Annotated in this window: 16 protein-coding genes; 15 read left to right on the top strand and 1 reads right to left on the bottom strand. The window is 69.8% G+C overall.

All coding sequences use genetic code 11. The annotated features are described in order from the left end of the window. Positions 1-5 precede the first annotated feature (5 nt). From ACZ5J1_RS18870 to ACZ5J1_RS18920, 11 genes are all read left to right on the top strand, one after another. Positions 6-1,532 carry an aldehyde dehydrogenase family protein gene (locus ACZ5J1_RS18870; protein WP_464561334.1) on the top strand — a complete coding sequence of 509 codons (1,527 nt, stop codon included), beginning with the start codon at positions 6-8 and terminating at the stop codon, positions 1,530-1,532. After that, positions 1,529-2,719, top strand: coding sequence for an FAD-dependent oxidoreductase (locus ACZ5J1_RS18875; RefSeq protein WP_464561336.1), 1,191 nt, complete (start codon positions 1,529-1,531; stop codon positions 2,717-2,719). Before ACZ5J1_RS18870 ends, ACZ5J1_RS18875 begins: the two co-directional genes overlap by 4 nt. Continuing rightward, the gene (locus ACZ5J1_RS18880; RefSeq protein ID WP_464561338.1) at positions 2,716-4,152 is read left to right on the top strand and encodes an aldehyde dehydrogenase family protein; all 1,437 of its coding nucleotides are present in this window, start codon (positions 2,716-2,718) and stop codon (positions 4,150-4,152) included. The genes ACZ5J1_RS18875 and ACZ5J1_RS18880 overlap by 4 nt, the downstream gene beginning before the upstream one ends. 62 nt (positions 4,153-4,214) lie before the next feature. Continuing rightward, positions 4,215-5,027, top strand: coding sequence for a hypothetical protein (locus ACZ5J1_RS18885; protein ID WP_464561340.1), 813 nt, complete (start codon positions 4,215-4,217; stop codon positions 5,025-5,027). Continuing rightward, a complete protein-coding gene (locus ACZ5J1_RS18890) occupies positions 5,024-6,046 on the top strand; it encodes an alpha/beta fold hydrolase (RefSeq protein ID WP_464561342.1) in 1,023 nt (340 codons plus the stop codon). Before ACZ5J1_RS18885 ends, ACZ5J1_RS18890 begins: the two co-directional genes overlap by 4 nt. A gap of 11 nt (positions 6,047-6,057) precedes the next feature. After that, positions 6,058-7,287 (top strand): aromatic ring-hydroxylating dioxygenase subunit alpha, encoded by a 1,230-nt coding sequence (locus ACZ5J1_RS18895; RefSeq protein ID WP_464561344.1) that lies wholly within the window; start codon positions 6,058-6,060, stop codon positions 7,285-7,287. Then, positions 7,284-8,036, top strand: a complete 753-nt coding sequence (locus ACZ5J1_RS18900) for a hypothetical protein (protein ID WP_464561346.1) — start codon at positions 7,284-7,286, stop codon at positions 8,034-8,036. The genes ACZ5J1_RS18895 and ACZ5J1_RS18900 overlap by 4 nt, the downstream gene beginning before the upstream one ends. Beyond that, positions 8,033-8,998 (top strand): calponin homology domain-containing protein, encoded by a 966-nt coding sequence (locus ACZ5J1_RS18905; protein WP_464561348.1) that lies wholly within the window; start codon positions 8,033-8,035, stop codon positions 8,996-8,998. The genes ACZ5J1_RS18900 and ACZ5J1_RS18905 overlap by 4 nt, the downstream gene beginning before the upstream one ends. Next, positions 8,995-9,816 carry an SDR family oxidoreductase gene (locus tag ACZ5J1_RS18910; RefSeq protein WP_464561350.1) on the top strand — a complete coding sequence of 274 codons (822 nt, stop codon included), beginning with the start codon at positions 8,995-8,997 and terminating at the stop codon, positions 9,814-9,816. Before ACZ5J1_RS18905 ends, ACZ5J1_RS18910 begins: the two co-directional genes overlap by 4 nt. Further along, positions 9,816-10,496, top strand: coding sequence for a hypothetical protein (locus ACZ5J1_RS18915; protein ID WP_464561352.1), 681 nt, complete (start codon positions 9,816-9,818; stop codon positions 10,494-10,496). Before ACZ5J1_RS18910 ends, ACZ5J1_RS18915 begins: the two co-directional genes overlap by 1 nt. Continuing rightward, the gene (locus ACZ5J1_RS18920) at positions 10,493-11,239 is read left to right on the top strand and encodes a maleate cis-trans isomerase family protein (protein ID WP_464561354.1); all 747 of its coding nucleotides are present in this window, start codon (positions 10,493-10,495) and stop codon (positions 11,237-11,239) included. The genes ACZ5J1_RS18915 and ACZ5J1_RS18920 overlap by 4 nt, the downstream gene beginning before the upstream one ends. An 81-nt stretch (positions 11,240-11,320) precedes the next feature. Here the strand turns inward: ACZ5J1_RS18920 and ACZ5J1_RS18925 are convergent, their stop codons facing one another. Further along, complete coding sequence (locus ACZ5J1_RS18925) at positions 11,321-11,479, bottom strand: hypothetical protein (protein WP_464561356.1); 159 nt, start codon at positions 11,477-11,479, stop codon at positions 11,321-11,323. Between the two features lie 268 nt (positions 11,480-11,747). Here ACZ5J1_RS18925 and ACZ5J1_RS18930 point away from each other — a divergent pair, with 268 nt between their 5' ends. The 4 genes from ACZ5J1_RS18930 (at position 11,748) to ACZ5J1_RS18945 (ending at position 17,029) form a co-directional block, all read left to right on the top strand. Beyond that, entirely contained in the window at positions 11,748-13,439 is a 1,692-nt protein-coding gene (locus tag ACZ5J1_RS18930) for a hypothetical protein (protein WP_464561358.1), read from the top strand. Between the two features lie 88 nt (positions 13,440-13,527). Further along, positions 13,528-14,538, top strand: a complete 1,011-nt coding sequence (locus tag ACZ5J1_RS18935) for a hypothetical protein (RefSeq protein ID WP_464561360.1) — start codon at positions 13,528-13,530, stop codon at positions 14,536-14,538. Then, positions 14,535-15,626, top strand: a complete 1,092-nt coding sequence (locus ACZ5J1_RS18940; protein WP_464561362.1) for a hypothetical protein — start codon at positions 14,535-14,537, stop codon at positions 15,624-15,626. Before ACZ5J1_RS18935 ends, ACZ5J1_RS18940 begins: the two co-directional genes overlap by 4 nt. After that, a complete protein-coding gene (locus tag ACZ5J1_RS18945; protein ID WP_464561364.1) occupies positions 15,623-17,029 on the top strand; it encodes a hypothetical protein in 1,407 nt (468 codons plus the stop codon). The genes ACZ5J1_RS18940 and ACZ5J1_RS18945 overlap by 4 nt, the downstream gene beginning before the upstream one ends. The last annotated feature ends 26 nt before the right edge of the window (positions 17,030-17,055 follow it).

A 17,055-nucleotide genomic window follows, 5' to 3' on the forward strand; every position in this document is an offset into this window, starting at 1 on the left:
GAACCGTGACCGAGACCGTCGCAGCGGCAGCCGCCGAGCTGCGCCCCGCGGGCATCCACCCGGCGCTCGAGCAGCTCGTCGACGGCGTCTGGACGCTGCCGGCCGGCGAGCTCGCCGTCGAGCTCGTCGACCCGTACACCGGCGAGACCGTCGGTCGCGCCACCGAGACCAGCTCCGACGACGTCGAGGCGGCGCTCGCTGCCGCCGACCGGGTGCACCGGTCGGGTTCGTGGCGCACCACCGCCCCGGGGCGTCGGGCCGAGATCCTCGACGCCGTCGGTGCGGCACTCGCCGCCGAGGTCGCTCGGATCAGCCAGCTCGAGTCGCTGGCCACCGGCGTCCCGATCACCCAGACGAGCATCGTCGGCGTGATCGTCCCGGGCGCCTTCCACCTGGCCGCGCAGATGCTGCGCTCCGGCGTGATGTCCGAGACCGCCACCACCGACGACGGCCGCACCGTCGAGGTCAACCGGCTCCCGCTCGGCCCGGCCGTCTGCCTGGTGCCGTGGAACGCTCCGGCCCCGATGGCGGCGCACAAGGTCGCGAGCTCGCTCGCCGCCGGCGCCCCCACGCTGCTCAAGCCCAGCGAGTACGCCGCCTGGGGAACGACGGCACTGGCCCGCGTGATCGACCGCGTGCTGACCGCCGAAGGCGTCGAGCCCGGCACGTTCCAGCTCGTCCAGGGCGGCCCCGCCGTCGGTGGCGCCCTGGTCACCGACACCCGCACCCGCGCCGTCTCCTTCACCGGTGGCCTGATCGGTGGTCGGGCCGTGGCTCAGGCCTGTGCCGCGAACTTCACCGCGCTGCAGCTCGAGTTGGGTGGCAACAACCCGCTGCTCGTCCTGCCCGACGCCGACCCGGCCGACGCCGCTCGGCACGCCGCGGACCTGCTCACCACGCTCAACGGCCAGTGGTGCCGCGCGCTGGGTCGCCTGATCCTCCCCGCGGCGAAGGCCGACGCCATCGTCGAGGCCCTCGAGGCTCGGCTGGCCGGTCTGGTCGTCGGTGATCCGCTCGACCCCGCCACCCAGTTCGGCCCGGTGATCAACGCCCTGCACCGCGACCGCCTGGCCGCCGGCATCGCCGAGCGCGTCGAAGCCGGTGGCACCGTGCACGCGACCACCCCGCTGCCCGCGAGCGGCAACTTCCTGGCGCCCACGTTCCTGACCGGGGTCCCGAGCGAGAGCGCCCTGGAGGAGCTCTTCGGCCCGGTCGCGACCGTGCACACCTACGAGACGGTCGCCGAGGCGATCGAGCTCGCCAACGCCACCCCCTTCGGACTGGAGGGCTACGTCATCGGTGCCGACACCGACGCCGCCCTGGCGGTGGCCCGCGAGGTCAACGCCGGTGAGGTCAAGGTCAACGGCACCACGATCATGAGCCTCCACCTGATGACGCCGCGACCCGCCTGGGGCTGGTCGGGCATGGGTGAGGAAGGCACCGTGGAGACCATCCGGATCTTCACCGGAACCCGCGTCGTCGGGGTCGAGGGCGCCTTCGCGCTCCACATCGCAGAGGAGAACCAGGCATGAGCTCGACCCTGATCGTCGGCGCAGGCCCGGTCGGCATGACCGCTGCCCTCGTGCTGGCGCGCGCCGGCGTCGAGGTCACTGTGCTCGAGGCCGGATCCGGCCTGGCCACGGAGTCGCGGGCCTCGACCTTCCACCCGCCGTCCCTGGAGATGCTCGCCGACCTCGGCGTGCTCGACGTGCTCCTCGAGCGCGGCATCACCTCGACCACCTTCCAGTACCGCGACCGGGCCGCCGGCCCGATCGCCGAGCTGGACCTCGGTGCGCTCTCCGCCGACACCCCGTACCCGTTCCGGGTGCAGTGCGAGCAGAGCAAGCTCACCCCGATCATCCTCGAGGCGCTGACCAGCTACCCGAACGCTCGCGTCGTCTTCGACGCCCGGGTCAGCACGGTCGTCCAGAGCGGTCCCACGGTCACCGTGACGACCGAGGCCGGTCAGACCTTCACCGCCGACTGGGTCGTCGGTGCCGACGGCGCCAGCTCCGTGGTGCGTCACCAGATCGGTGCCGAGTTCGAGGGCATGACCTACCCCGAGCGGTTCCTGGTCGCCTCGACCACCGAGGACCTGACCGCCGCGCTGCCCGGCATCGCCGCGGTCAACTACATCTTCGACCCGGAGGAGTGGCTCGTCCTGCTCCGCACCCCGGAGCACTGGCGGATCCTCTTCCCGACGGACCCGGACAGCCCCGACGAGGTCGAGGTCGACCCGGCCCGGGTGCAGCAGCGGCTGCAGGGCGTCGCCGACCTCGGTCGTGAGTGGGACCTGCTGCACGCCTCGCTCTACCGCGTCCACCAGCGGGTCGCGGACCGCTTCCGCAGCGGCAACGTGGTCCTCATCGGCGACGCGGCGCACGTCAACAACCCGCTCGGCGGGATGGGCATGAACAGCGGCATCCACGACGCCGTGCTCGTCGCCCGGGCGCTGGTCAACGTGCTCGCCGACAGCTCGCAGCCCGGCGCGATGCTCGCCGAGCTCGACGAGGTCCTCGAGGCCCGTCGTGACGTGGCGCTCTCCTACGTCCGTGCGATCACGCACGACAACTGGAAGAACCTGCGCGAGACCGACGAGGACGCCCGCGCGGCCCACCACGCCTCGCTGCGCGAGCTCGCCGCCGACCGGGAGGCCAGCCGGCTCTACCTGCGTCGGACCTCGATGATCGACTCACTGCGGCCCCTGCCGGTCGCGTGATCCGGGAGAACCCGGCCCGGACCGACGAGATCGTCGGCGAGGTCGCCCCGACCCCCGTCGATCAGGTCGACGCGATCGTCCGTCGTGCCGAAGCGGCCCAGGTCTCCTGGGCCGCTCGGTCCGTCAGCGATCGTGCGGCACAGCTCAGCGCCGCCGCCGATGCGCTCGAACCCGAGCTCGACCGGATCGCCGAGCTGGTCGCGCGGGAGACCGGCAAGGTGCTCGGCGACGCCCGCGGCGAGTGCGGCTTCGCCCTCACCCTGCTGCGCTGGTACGTCGGCCGCAGCACCGAGGTGCTCGCCGACACGGTGCTCGACGACGAGCGCGGACGCCTGGTCCGCCAGCACCGTCCGTTCGGCGTGGTCGCCGCCGTGACCCCGTGGAACGCCCCGATCATCCTGGCGATGCTCAAGATCGCGCCCGCGCTCGCGGCCGGCAACGTCGTGGTGATGAAGCCGTCGCCGTTCGCCCCGTTCGGCATCGGTGCCGTCGTCGACGTCCTCGCCTCGAAGCTCCCGGCTGACGTGCTGCACGTCGTGCACGGTGAGGCCGAGGTCGCCACCGCCCTGGTCGGTCACCCGTCCGTCCGTCGGGTCGCCTTCACCGGGGGTGAGGGTGCCGGGCGCGCGATCGCGGGGCTCGCCGGTCGGTCGCTGACCCCGAGCGTGCTCGAGCTGGGCGGCAACGACCCGGCGATCCTGCTCGACGACGCCGCCCTCGACGACGCCGACTACGAACGACTCGTGATGGCGGCCTTCGCCACCAGCGGCCAGGTCTGCATGGCGATCAAGCGGCTCTACCTGCCGCGGTCGCGCTACGACGAGCTGCGCGCCGGGATCATCGCCGCCGCCGACCGGGTGCTGCGGGTCGGTGACCCGCTCCACGCCGGCGTCACCATGGGACCGGTCGTCAACGCCGCCTCGGTGCAGCGCCTCCGGGCCCTGATCGCCGATGCCACCGCCCGCGGTGCGCACGCCACGGTGCTCGGCACCGTCGACGCCGACACCGACCTGGGCCGCGGCCACTACGTCGTGCCCACCCTGATCGAGGGTGCCGACGACGCCGACCCCATCGTCGCCGAGGAGCAGTTCGGCCCGGTGCTGCCGCTGCTGGCCTACGACTCCGTCGACGAGGTCGTCGGTCGGGCCAACGCCGGTGAGCTCGGACTCGGTGCCTCGGTCTGGTCCGTCGACGAGGCGCGGGCGTTCGACGTCGCCGCCCGGCTCGAGGCGGGCTTCACGTTCATCAACACGCACAACCGGACCGGGATGGCGCTGCACGCGCCCTTCGGTGGGGTGAAGCGTTCGGGCTGGGGTCGCGAGTACAGCGACGAAGGCCTGCGGGAGTACACCCAGGAGTGCGTGATCAACGCCCCGGCCGCGTTCCGCGAAGGCGGAACCGGGTCCGGCGCCGCCGCGTATCCGACGGTGTGAAACACCTCGCATCCGGAATCCGGATAGGATATATTTCTTGTGTCATCTAGGAGGGGAAGTCCATGAGTCAGAATCTCAAGTCGGTCCAGGAGTACTTCGACGAGGCCGGCCCGACCGACGTCTCGGCGCTCTTCGCTGACTGGTCGGCGCTGATCGAGCGCCTCGCCGCCAAGGTGCACCAGCGCTTCGCTCTGACCCGTGACCCTTCGACCGATGAGCTGGAGTCCTTCTCCTCCGAGGGCGGCCCGAACGGCAGCGTCCGTGCCTACAGCGGCCCGGAGATCGACTGGATGGTCCACTCCCACATGGAGAACTCGGCCGCCGGCTTCGTCAACGTGCACCTCACCATCTGGCTCGGCCCGCACGTCAAGGTCCCGCACTTCGGCATGGCCCTCGGCGCCTTCCCGATGGGGTGGATGTTCCTCGACTCCGTGCCGCGCACCTACCTGTCCGGCGACGTCGAGTCCTACAACAAGTACTACGCGCCGCTGAACGACGAGTGGGAGCAGGTCAAGCAGAACAACGACTGGCTCGAGCCCTTCGTCAGCCGCAGCGCCTTCGTCCGCGCCAACCTCTCGCCGACGGCGTACTGCTTCATGGGTCCGAGCGACTCCCGGATGACCGACCTGGCCACCGAGCTGGCCGAGGCGCACCTCGACCGCTGGCTGGCCTGGGTCGACGAGGCCGAGATCGTCCCCGTCGAGGAGCGTGCCGCGCTCGCCGCCAGCGACGAGGCCGTGCGCCGCAACATCGCCGAGCTCGACCCGGCCAACGAGATGGGTGACCGCTTCTTCGGCGAGGAGATGACGCAGAAGCTCATCCGCGCCCTCTGGGGTGGCGACCGCGTCCTCCCGCGCGCGCAGTTCGACTCATGACCTCCAGCGACGTCCTCGTCCGCACCCACCGCCTCGCGGTCCGGGTGCCGGGCGAGGCGGCTCCGTACGACACCCTGCACGTGACGGTGCGCTTCCCGGCCCTGCCGGCGAGCACCGACGTGGAGCGGATGAGCGGCATGCTCCGTCCCGACCCGACGGGCGCGCCCTACCCGGTCGTCGTGCTGGTGCCGGGGGTCAACGTCTCCTCCGCCGGCTACACCGGGTTGGCGACGTCGTTCGCCGCGGCGGGCATCATCGCCGTCACCTACGACTGGGTCGGACTGCTCTTTCCCGGCCAGTACGGGCTCACGCCCGGCGTCGACATCGGCGCCGTCGGCCCGGGCAGCTACGGCTCGCGGCCGACCACGCAGGCACTGGCGCCGCTCTTCGACGCCCTCGCCGAGGTCAACGCGGAGGGCCCGCTCGCGGGCCTGCTCGACGTGGACCGGGTCGGTCTGTTCGGTCACTCGGCCGGTGGCACCGTCGCGCTCCAGTCGGCCCGGGCGGAGTGGTTCCCGCAGGTCCGCGCCGTGGCGACGTACGGCTCGCACACGATGGCCTCCCAGCAGCTCGGCTTCCCGGCCGGCACGTTGCTGCCGGCGCCGATCACGGCTCCGGTGATGCTGATCGCCGGCACCGCCGACGGGATCATCGCCGCCAGCGCCATCCGGTACGGCGAGACCGCCGGTGCGCCGGGTCACGACCCGGTGGAGCGGACCTTCCTCGAGGCGATCCCCGAGGCCACCGAGACCTGGCTGGTCCGGCTGGCCGATGCGGGGCACATGCTGCCCGCCTCGCCGGAGGACCCGTCCTCGGCACGCGGCTTCCTCGAGGAGCCGCCGGTCGCGGACCAGGACGAGCTCCGGACGGTCCTGTTCGACCTGCTGATCACCTTCTTCACCGCGCGTCTTGCCTCCGGCGAGGTCGCGCAGGACGCTGAGTCCACCCTTGAGGGCTACCTCAAGGACCAGCCCACGGGGACCGACGCGTCTCCCTTCGCTGACATCCGTCGTCGCTAGGAGGCACGCGCATGTTCAAGAACTTCTGGTACGCGGTCGAGTTCAGTGAGGACCTCCTCCCGGGCAAGCCGCAGAAGGTCAAGCTCCTCGGCCAGCAGCTGGTGATCTACCGCAAGGCGAGCGACAACTCCGTCGTCGCGATGTCGGACCTCTGCGTCCACCGTGGCGCCGCGCTCTCGGGCGGCACGCTGAAGGACGACTGCATCGTCTGCCCGTACCACGGCTGGGAGTACGAGCCGAACGGTGCGGTCCGCAAGATCCCGTCGCACCCGGAGAAGCCGATCCCCCGCAAGGCGCGGGTCGACTCCTACCCGGTCCAGGAGAAGCACATGTTCATCTGGGTCTACATGGGCGATCTTCCGGAGGAGGAGCGGCCGCCGATCCCCGACTGGTCCGCGATCGACGACACGGTCAACTTCCGTGCCGTCAAGGGCAGCTTCCTGTGGAAGTCCAACTACGAGCGCATCCTCGAGAACGGTGTCGACGTCTCGCACACCCCGTTCGTGCACGGCGGCGTCTTCGGCAACCGGGAGAAGCCCGAGGTCCCCGAGCTCGAGATCGAGACCTCCCCGTGGCACTGCAAGGTGACCGCGATCCTGAACCCGCCGAACTCCAAGGGCATCTGGGGCATGCTCAACCCGAGCAAGACCAAGGACCTGCAGAAGCGTCCGCCGGTCCCGGTCTCGACGACCTGGTACCTGCCGAACCTGCTGCAGCTCGAGGTCGGGACGCCGATGGGCGACCTGAAGATCTTCGACGTCAACATCCCGATCGACGAGGAGACCACGCTGGTCAAGTTCGTCGCGCTGCGCACCTTCTTCAAGGGCAAGTGGGCCGACGCCGACGCGCGTCGTCGCGTGTTCAAGGTGCTCTACGAGGACCAGGTCATCGTCGACACCGTCCGCCCCGAGCTGCTGCCGTTCGACCTCTCGGACGAGCTCCACGTCAAGAGCGACTACAACGCCGTCCTCTACCGCCGCCGTCGGCAGGAGCTGATCGAGGCCGGCTGGAGCGTCGAGGGCAACACGATCGTCGGCGAGGGCCCCGCCCGCGTCGAGCAGCGCGTCATCCCGTCACCGGCCCGCAAGGAGGTGCCCGAGCTCGCCACCGCCTGGAACTTCAAGGAGGTCCGCAGCCGGGAGATCCTCACCGGCCGCGGTGAAGCCCCCGCACCGGCCGCAGCCCCGGCGCCGGGCAAGACCACCACGAACAAGACCGAGCCCAAGGAGGTGAAGGCGTGAGCCTTCCCCAGAACCTGTGCGTCTCCACGCTCGACAGCATCGTCGAGCGCGGCAAGCTCACCGAGATCACCGGCGCCGACGGCGGACCCTTCCGCACCCTCACCTCGGTGATGGGTCCGGACCCGGTCGGCACCGTCCGCGTCTTCAGCGGCGAGAAGATCGCCAAGGCCGTGTACGTCGGCATCGTCGTGCCCCAGATCGGGCTCGACAGCCACATGGTCTTCGCCTTCATGCCCGACGACTCGCCGGTCCCGCACTTCACCCTGGACTCGGTCGCGGCGCACGGCTACTTCGCCTTCCACCTCGACCTGATCCAGCGTGCCGAGCACGGCACGCACATGGTCTACAACGACTGGGCGCACACCCCGCTGACCGAGACGTTCGCGGCCGTCGAGGCCGACGAGCGCTTCTCCAAGGCGGCGCTGGAGCCCCGCCAGGTCTCCGTGATGTCGGCCTGGATGCTGGCCCACCGGGCGACCGAGGAGGGCTTCGCCTCGCTCAACGGTCCGGTCAACGCCTACCGCGACCACTGGTTCAGCCTGCTCGAGGGTGACGTGCCCGACGCGGTCGTCGCCGACCTCGCCGACGTCGACCTGGTGGCTCGCGACGCCCGCAACCGCGCGCTGCTCTTCAGCCCCGACGTGGACAAGGTCTGGGCCCAGATCAGCGGCCTGCTGACCGAGCCGGTCGCCGAGTCGATCCGCACCCTCCTTGTCACCAACGAGATCCCCAGCGAGGTGCTCGCATGAGCAGCGTCAACGAGTCGGTCGAGACCAGCGAGTGGCAGAAGAAGATCGAGGGCGAGTGGCACGGCATCCCCGGGCTGTTCGACGCCCAGGGCAACCACGTCGGCTTCGAGTCGATCGCCCGCGCCAGTGAGGTGACCGCCGAGGGTGCTCGCTACTGGATGGACTCCAAGCTCTCCGGTGCCGGCCCGCTGCGCAACCGGTTCGAGCTCGGTGCCCAGTTCGACTTCGGTGTCGTCGACTCCGACGAGAACCGGGTCTACACCGGCCCCGACTTCTACGGCACCGGCCAGCCCTACGGCCTGTTCGTCGACGCCAACTACTACTCGCCCGGTTGGCAGGCCGACCTGCGCACCTGGAACCAGGTCCTCGCCGACGGCGAGACCCAGGTCTACTCCTCGGTGCTGAGCGACGGCTGGGCCGTCTGCGCGGTCTTCAACGGTGTCTACAAGCGGACCTTCGACCGCGAGACCAACCCGGCCACCCAGCGCTTCGTCGACGAGTGGCGTGAGCTCGAGCAGCAGCGCGGCTCCAAGCCGCAGGTGCTGCCGACCAAGCAGGCCGGCGCCTGGGTCGGGGAGCTGTTCCTCAACTCCGCCGACCAGCAGCACGAGGGCAAGGTCCAGGTCGAGATCGACCACCAGCCGACCTCGCTGCGCTCGGCCCGCCACACCATCAGCTGGTCCGGCGACCTCGAGCGTCAGTACACCTTCGACCGCTACCGCGACGGCGCCCGGACGATGTTCGAGGGCCCCGAGGTCTTCGGCAACGCCACCGGCTACGGTCGCGCGCTCTTCACCACCCAGCACCTGGTCGGCCCCGACGCGACCGGGGTGGAGAAGATCCGTGGACGCGAGTTCCTGATCGACCCCGACACCCGCGAGCTCGCCATCGTCTGGCAGCTCATGCGGGGCGACACCACCACCCACTTCGTGCACGGCTCGCTCGCCTGGGAACCCCGGTGAGCCGGGTCGTCGTCGTCACCGGCGGTACCCGCGGGATCGGCGCCGGGCTCGTCCGCGAGCTCCTCGCCCGTGACTGCTCCGTCGTGATCTGCGGACGCAGCCAGGCGAGCGTCGACGCCGCGTTGGCGGCGTACGAGGGGAACGCGCGGATCACGGGGATTCCGGCCGACGTCGCCTCGCGCGAGTCGGTCCAGGAGCTGTGGGACCACGCGCTGGCCACCTTCGGTCGCGTCGACGTGTGGATCAACAACGCCGGTGTCTCGGCTCCGCGGCGTCCGTTCAAGGACTCCCCGGAGACCGACCTCGCCCACGTGGTGGCCACCAACCTGTACGGCGCGGCCAACGGCAGTGCCGTCGCGCTCGCCGGCTTGGGTGCTCAGGCCGGCGGCGGCTGGATCTGGAACATGGAGGGCTTCGGCTCCACCGGCCAGGTGCAGGCGGGGATGGGCCCGTACGGTGCGTCCAAGCGCGCCGTCACCTACCTGACCGAGACGCTGGTCAAGGAGGTGAAGGGCACCGACGTGAAGGTCGGTTTCCTCTCGCCGGGCATCGTCGCCACGGACCTCCTGGTCGACGACTACGACGGTGACCCCGAGGCGTTCGAGAAGGCCCGGAAGATCTTCAACATCCTGGGTGACCGGGTCGAGACCGTGACGCCGTGGCTGGTCGAGCACCTCCTCGCCGCCAAGAAGTCCGGGTCGCGGGTGGCGTGGCTGACCACGCCCAAGGCGATGGGTCGGTTCATGACCGCCGGCTTCCGCAAGCGCGACATCTTCGCTGACCCGAGTGCTGCGGCGACTGAGAAGGTCAACGCCTGATGGCGATCGATCCCTGCACCGAGTACGGCCTCACCCTCGCACTCGAGGACTTCGTCCCCGTGCTGCTCGCGGGCGCCGGTTCCGTCACGCTGGCCCAGGCTGCCGGCAAGGTTCTTCCGTCGATCCGCATCCCGGCCCTGCTCGCTGGCGCCCTGATCACCCTGGGTGGCTTCTGCAAGGCACTCTGGAAGACGCTGGTCGCGGCGGAGCCCTGCCGCAACTACCCGATCCTCGAGAACATGCTCTTCCCCTGCTTGGCGTTCGGCTTCGCCGGCATCGCCTGGGCGCTGATCGGCATCTGGCGGGGGAAGGCGGCCCCGTGGTGGCCGTTCCTCGTCGTTCCGGGCTTCGGTGCGCTGCTCGCGCTCCAGGCCGGCGACACCTGGCCGCTGCTGGTCATCTCCGCCCTCGGCGCCGTCTTCGTCGGCATCCTCGGGATCCGGCTCTCGAAACGGCTCGGCTTCAACGTCGGGATGGCGTTCTACGCCGTCTACATCGTCGGCACCCTGGTGCTGCCGCCGTTGGCCGCCCGGCCGCACCAGTCCGAAGAGGTGCAGTGGATGGAGCAGCTCACGAACTCCGTGGTCCAGCTCTGCTTCCTGCTCGGTGCCCTCGGCATCCGCAAGCGGGTCGTCCCGGCTACGGCGGATGAAACAGAGAACGTAGGAGTCTCCACGTGACCGATCGCCTGGGATGGCGTCGCAAGTTCGGTGTGATCGCACCGAGCACCAACACCATCGTCCAACCCGAGTTCGACATGATGCGGGTGCCCGGCGTGACGTCGCACTACGGCCGGATCCTGATCCGTGACGGCCGGATCGGTGACGACGAGGGCATGGAGGCGCTGCTCGAGCAGATCCGCGCCTCGATGGCCGACTGCGTCGAAGGCATCATGACCATGCAGCCGGACTACATGGTGATGGGGATGAGCGCCGAGACGTTCTGGGACGGCGTCGAGGGCAATCGCCAGTTCGTGGCCCAGATCAAGGAGCTCTCGGGTGGGCTCGACGTCGCCACCGGCGCCGAGGCCTGCGAGCGGGCGCTGCACCTGTTCGGTGCGAAGAAGATCGCCGTCGTGACGCCGTACACCCCGATCGGGGATGCGAACGTCCGGAAGTTCTTCACCGAGCTCGGCTTCGAGGTCGGCCAGATCAAGGGACTCAACTGCGAGTCCGCGGTCGCGATCGCCCATGTCCCCGAGAAGACGCTGCGCGAGTCCCTGATCGAGATCAACGACTCCGACGTCGACGCGATCGTGCAGTGCGGGACCAACCTCTGCATGACCGAGCTCGCCGACGAGGCCGAGCGCTGGCTCGACAAGCCGGTGATCGCGATCAACGCCGCCACCTGGTGGATGGCGCTGCGCGACAACGGCATCGAGGACAAGCTGCACGGGTACGGCACGCTGCTGCGCGAGTACTGAGCGCTCAGCCCCGGCTCCGACGTCGATCACCCCACGCCCTGAGGGCGTGGGGTTGTCGGCGTTGCTTGAGGCGACAGCGGATCAGGTGCGCAGCGTGATCTGGTCGATCGGCAGCCGGCGCTCAGCAGCCGGGAAGACCACCAGCACGAGCACGGCGACGACGCCGATGACCAGGCCCGTCAGGAGCAGCGCGCGGAGTGTGGGGGAGCCCGGCAGGCGGTCCCAGAGCAACCGGTACACCCGTTCCTCCTGATCGCTCGAGCGGCGCTTCATCAATCCGGGGGATCCGCTGGGGTCCATTCATGCCAGCTTCGCGCTCCGGTAGAAAGAATTTAGAATATATCATTGACAATATCTCATCTATTCCACGAATCTACCGATTACCGCGCTCCATGGCGCGATGCAGGGACAGGTCTTGCGTACTCGGATCGTCTGGAGGGGCGATCCATTACCCGAAAAAGGGAGAACCGGGTAGATGAGAGTCAAGAATCGTTTGTTTCTCGGAGCAGTGGCGGGCCTCGTGGCCGCCGGTGGATTGGTCAGCCTCTCGGCGACCTCGGCCTCGGCCGCGACGCCGACCGGTGGGTGTTGGGTCTATTCGCCCACGACCCCGGCCGACATTGAGGACGTGGTGCCCGCGAGCAGCACGTCCACCAGCCTCGCCGCCTGGGCCGATCCCGCGGCAGCGCCGGCGGGCAACGCCGACTACGTGCTCAGCACCAGTGGTGGGACCGTCGTCGGCCAGACGCGCAACATCTCGTTGACCTTCAACAAGGGGCCGAAGAACGGTGGGCCGCCCGCGAGCGGCACCGCCTACTACTACTTCTCGGTCAACGGCACCAACCTGCCGGTGATCTCGAAGGCGTTCAGCGCCGGTGGCGCCGCAACGATCCCCGGTGACACCATCACCGGTTCGTACACCATCACCGCTGCGGGCTCGCAGAGCGTCAAGCTTCGCAAGGTCATCTACGACATCCCGAGCTTCTTCACCCGGGTGAACTGCAACGGCCAGACCTCCGGAGTCGCAGGGAACAACCCCGCGACGAACCCGGTGGACACCAACATCGTCTCCGCAGCGTTCACTGCGAGCGGCCCGACCGCTACGGTCAGCGCGATCAGCAACCAGGTGGTCACGAACTCCGCGCGTAACGGCGACGTGATCAGCTTCGGCGTCACCAACTTCACCCCCGGTACGGCGACTGCTGAGCTGTGCGACGCCAGCGGCGCCAGCTGCAACGCCGCGTCCAGCACCCTGACGGTGGCCGGCGACGGCACCGGATCCGGCACCCTCACCGTGCCGGCGACCATGACTGCCGGCTCGCGGGCGCTGAAGGTGACGAGCGGGTCCGACGTCAGCCTGACCCCCATCACGGTCCTCGGTTCCGCGACCTTCACCACCACCCTCGCCGGTGGTGGCGCCAACTCGATCGTGCCCTTCACCGGCACCGGGTGGGACCCGAACCAGGTCGTCACGGTCGGCGGCTACAAGGCCGGCCCGCCCTTCCCGCCCGGTGCGACCACCGACGCGACCATCACCGTCACCGCCTCGGCCACGGGAACGATCAGCGGTACCTTCACCGTCATCGACCCGCTGACCGCGTACGTCGGCGGTAGCCGGACCCACGCCGCTGGGCCTCCTCCGGTCGTGAACTTCGCCAGCGCGACGTTCACCTTCTCCGGTGACTCCTGCACGGCCAAGGTCGGCGCTGCCTCGAGCGGCACCTGTGCCCTGCTCGAGACGGTCAACCTGACGGTCACCGCCGGCAACCTGACCACCTCGAAGGTCAGCGGCAACGTCGTGATGTCGGGCGTCACGCTCAACGGCACCGCGCAGACCTCCACGGGTTCGCTCCAGGACGTCACGGTCAAGGACTACCGCGGTGGCGCTCTCGGCTGGTCGCTGACCGGCAAGTTCTCCGGACTCAACGGCCCGACGGCGATCGCTCCGGACAAGCTCAGCTGGACGCCGACCTGCCTCGCGGATGCCGTCAACAACGACGACACCGTCTCCACCGGTGCGGCGGGTGCGTTCGTTGACGCCGCCACCGCGAAGCCGCTCTGCTCGGTCGCCACGACCGCGCTCGGCGCCGACACGGTGAGCGGTGGCGACACCGCTGCTGACGCCGGGCTGTCGCTGTCGCTTCTGGCCAACCAGAAGTCCGGCGCCTACATCGGGACGCTCACGCTCACCTTGTCGTGAGTCGGTCCTGAACACCTAGCACCACCATCCGGCCGGGCGCTCCCCTGCGCCCGGCCGGATACCCCCCCACAGCCCACAGGAGATCCCCATGAGCCTTCGCGCCCGTCTGGCCGCAGCCGTCGTGGCGTGCGTCGGCTTCCTCGTGATCTCCAGCGGTTCCGCGCAGGCCGCCGACAACGGCAGCTGGGCCGTCACCCCGACCCCACCGACGTCCGCTTCGGCAGCACCGCGCAGCTACTTCGTCTACGACGCAGCCCCCGGCGCCACGATCAAGGACAAGCTCCGGGTCCAGAACCTCACCGCCCGGACGCTCACCTTCACTCTCTACGGTGCTGACGGTTTCAACACCGCCACCGATGGATTCTTTGCGCTCAAGGGGCACGACGAGGCGCAGGCAGATGTCGGGTCCTGGGTCGCCCTGCCGATCACCCAGATCCATCTCGCCGGCCACACCCAGGTCGACGTTCCCTTCAGTGTCCGCGTTCCGCAGAACGCCACTCCCGGGGACCACGTCGGTGGAGTGGTGGCTCTGAATGAAGCCATCGAAGGGACGCAGGAGGAGGGCGACGTCAAGATCGGCGTCCAGCGGGCCATCGGCGCCCGTCTCTATCTCCGCGTCGCCGGACCCACCACGCCTGGCCTCGCGGTGAGCAAGGTCAAGCTCGCCACCGACCGTGGGATCCTGCCGTGGGCCGGATCCGGCAGTGGCACGGTCACCTACACCATCACCAACACCGGGAACGTCCGGCTCTCGCCTGACACCGCGATCAAGGTCGGTGGCCTTGCGGGCCACCAGGCGACCACGCACACCAAGGGCCTGGTCGATCTGCTGCCCGGGCAGCAGGTGCAGCTCACCGCCCGGGTCAACGGCATTCGCTGGTTCGACCGCCTCTCCACCGAGGTTGTGGCCACGTCCAACGAAGGCGCCACCGCCCATGCCGATGCCGTCAACTGGCAGACCCCCTGGACCGGGCTCGCTGTCGGCCTCGCGGTACTGGTCGCGGTCGGCTTCGGGATCCAGCGTCGTCGCACGGCGGTGGCCCGCGGTATGCAGACTGCTGAGCAGGCGCCGGCCCTCGACCTCACCGGAACCCCATGACGTTCGCCGCCCGCCTCGCCCGCCTCGCGCTCGCCGCCCTCGCTGTCTGGGGCCTCGTGAGTGGCTCGGGCTTTGCCCGCGCCGCTGACACCGACCCCGGTGTCGCAGGCGTCGCGGGCAGTGTTTCGCCCGTCGGTGCGTTGCCCGGCGAGCACGCGATCGTGCAGAGCACCGGCTGGCCGGCGTACGCCCAGGTCCAGGGCGTGGTGTGCGGCAACCTCGGCGTTGGCGGCTCGAACGCCTGTGACCAGAGCACCGGCCAACTCGGAGCTGCCGACAAGGACGGAAGGCTGTACCTCGACCTGATCGTCGGGGACCCTCCGAAGCCGTGTCCGTGCATCGTCCGCGTCGCCACGTACTCGGGTGCGCCCATCACTCTCGACTTGCCGTTCACCGTGGTGGGCCACCGGGTCGGGACACCGCCGAAGGTGGCCGGACCTGAGGCCGACGTGGTGGTCACGGACGTCCGGGTCAAGGCCCACGGCGGTGTCGCGTCGCTCTTCGGTGGCGGGCAGGACGCGAGCGTCATCGTCACCCTGTACAACCGCGGCAACCTGGTCGCCACGAACCCGTCGATCAAGGTCGGGGTCGGGAAGTCCGACGACCTGGAGCCGACCGACGTGACCGTCACCGATGCGGTGATCGAACCGTTGCAGAGCGTGGACGTGACGATCGATGCGCGGCTGCCCGCCGGAACGTTCGGCAGCTACTTCGCGGTCGCGACCACCTCGGGCGACGCCGATGCTCCGTTGCGGACGGCGATGGGCCACAGCTATCCCTGGGGCCTGTTCGCGCTGAACCTGATCGGGTTCCTCGCGATCGGGTGGGCGGTGTGGCGTCGTCGCACTGCCGGCAAGCGCCGTGAACGTGCCGACGCCCTCCTGCGCCTGGAAGGCCGTGCCTACCCGCTGCCCGACGTGGTCTACGTCGAGTCGCTCGGCGGGTTCCTGCTCAGTCCCGCTGCTGCCAAACGAGCTCATGTCCTCTCTCGGGTCAAGGGTCGCGTCGAGGTCGAGGACCTCGTCCCTCTCGCTGAGAGCGCGCCCGGCACCGTCCGCCCCCCTGCAGAAACGGCTTCACGCTCATGACGACATCACGACGCACGCTCGTCGGAACCACCCTCGCCCTCCTCCTCGCCCTCGCCGGCGCGGTCAGCTCCGTGATCGGCGCGGCGCCGGCATCAGCGACGACCCCGGACGGAGGCTGCTGGGTCTGGTACGAGGGCGATCCCGACGGGAATGTCTCGAGCGGCCTGGCACCCTGGAGCGACTCCGCCGCGTCGCCGGCTGGCCCGGCCGACTACGCGATGACGTTCAGCCCCGCGTCGCCGACCGCTGGCCAGACCGTTACCGGAACCCTGACCTGGAACAAGGGTCCCAAGAACGGCGGACCGGCCGCTGACCTCATCGGCACCTTCCGCTTCAACGCGAACGGAACGATCGTCACCGGCGTGAAGGACTTCGGCAAGGCGGCCGGCGGCGTAGCCATCGCCGGCGGAGACGTCACCTTCAGCTTCACGGCTGTCGCCGGGACCAACACGGTCGTCTTCGACGGCGTCACCTATCTCGCGGCCAAGTTCAAGATCTACATCGACTGCAACGGGCAGGCCTCGGGCAACCCAGTGGGCGACAACCCCTGGACCGCTCCGGTGCCGACCTCGTTGACCGGCTCGTTCACTGCCGCGGCCGCGACCAGCTCGCCGTCGCCGTCCGCCTCAACCTCGACGTCGACCAGCCCGTCGACCAGCCCCTCGACCTCGCCGAGCACGTCAGCCAGCACCTCCCCGTCGACGTCGACCAGCCCGTCGGTGAGCACCTCGCCGAGCGCGACCACCAGTGTCTCGACCGTGCCCCTGGCAACTGCTTCGGCGACCGCGGTCCTGGTGGGCTCGTCGGGCATGGCTGCGACACGCAGCGTCACCTTCGGCTGCACCGTCTCGCCTGCGGGGAGTGCCTTCGACTACCCGGCGACGGTGTCGGTCAGTGGAACCCGGGCGGCCGCCGGCGCGCCGGTCCGGCTGGTGGCTACGTTGTCCCGTCTGCCGGGGATCTCCACCCAACCGATCGATGGAGTCCTCGCCGTACGCCTGCCGGTGACGGCTGATGGCACCCCCGTCGTCCTCACGGGGGAGGACACCATCTCGGTGGGGGCGAAGTCCGCGATCCCGGTGCCGGTGGCGACTGGGACGCTGGAGTCCAACGCCGACGAGATCCCGATCTCCATCTCCTCGGCGACCTTCGAGGTCGACGGCTCGGAGCTGACTGCCGACTGCGCCGTGCCGTCCAATACGTCGCTCGGCACGCTGCGGGTCGGTTCACTCGTGCTGGCGTCCAGCACGTCGGGCAGCGCAACGCTGCCACACACCGGCGAGACGGCCTTCGTTCCGCTCTTCCTCCTGATCGCCAGCTCCCTGCTCCTCCTCGGTGCGGGCACGATCGCCAACCTCTCCGGGCGCGCGTCGCTGCGCCGGCCCGGCTCTCGGCGGGCCTGACCCGCCACCCCCCGATCGCGGTCCCC

It is taken from the genome of Nocardioides sp. JCM 18999, from assembly GCF_055391175.1.

Bases quoted from the DNA above. Each gene is read 5' to 3' on its own strand.
- ACZ5J1_RS18935 (WP_464561360.1), top strand. From the start codon at position 13,528: ATGAGCCTTCGCGCCCGTCTGGCCGCAGCCGTCGTGGCGTGCGTCGGC.
- ACZ5J1_RS18895 (WP_464561344.1), top strand. From the start codon at position 6,058: ATGTTCAAGAACTTCTGGTACGCGGTCGAGTTCAGTGAGGACCTCCTC.
- ACZ5J1_RS18905 (WP_464561348.1), top strand. From the start codon at position 8,033: ATGAGCAGCGTCAACGAGTCGGTCGAGACCAGCGAGTGGCAGAAGAAG.
- ACZ5J1_RS18885 (WP_464561340.1), top strand. From the start codon at position 4,215: ATGAGTCAGAATCTCAAGTCGGTCCAGGAGTACTTCGACGAGGCCGGC.
- ACZ5J1_RS18940 (WP_464561362.1), top strand. From the start codon at position 14,535: ATGACGTTCGCCGCCCGCCTCGCCCGCCTCGCGCTCGCCGCCCTCGCT.
- ACZ5J1_RS18890 (WP_464561342.1), top strand. From the start codon at position 5,024: ATGACCTCCAGCGACGTCCTCGTCCGCACCCACCGCCTCGCGGTCCGG.
- ACZ5J1_RS18875 (WP_464561336.1), top strand. From the start codon at position 1,529: ATGAGCTCGACCCTGATCGTCGGCGCAGGCCCGGTCGGCATGACCGCT.
- ACZ5J1_RS18945 (WP_464561364.1), top strand. From the start codon at position 15,623: ATGACGACATCACGACGCACGCTCGTCGGAACCACCCTCGCCCTCCTC.
- ACZ5J1_RS18915 (WP_464561352.1), top strand. From the start codon at position 9,816: ATGGCGATCGATCCCTGCACCGAGTACGGCCTCACCCTCGCACTCGAG.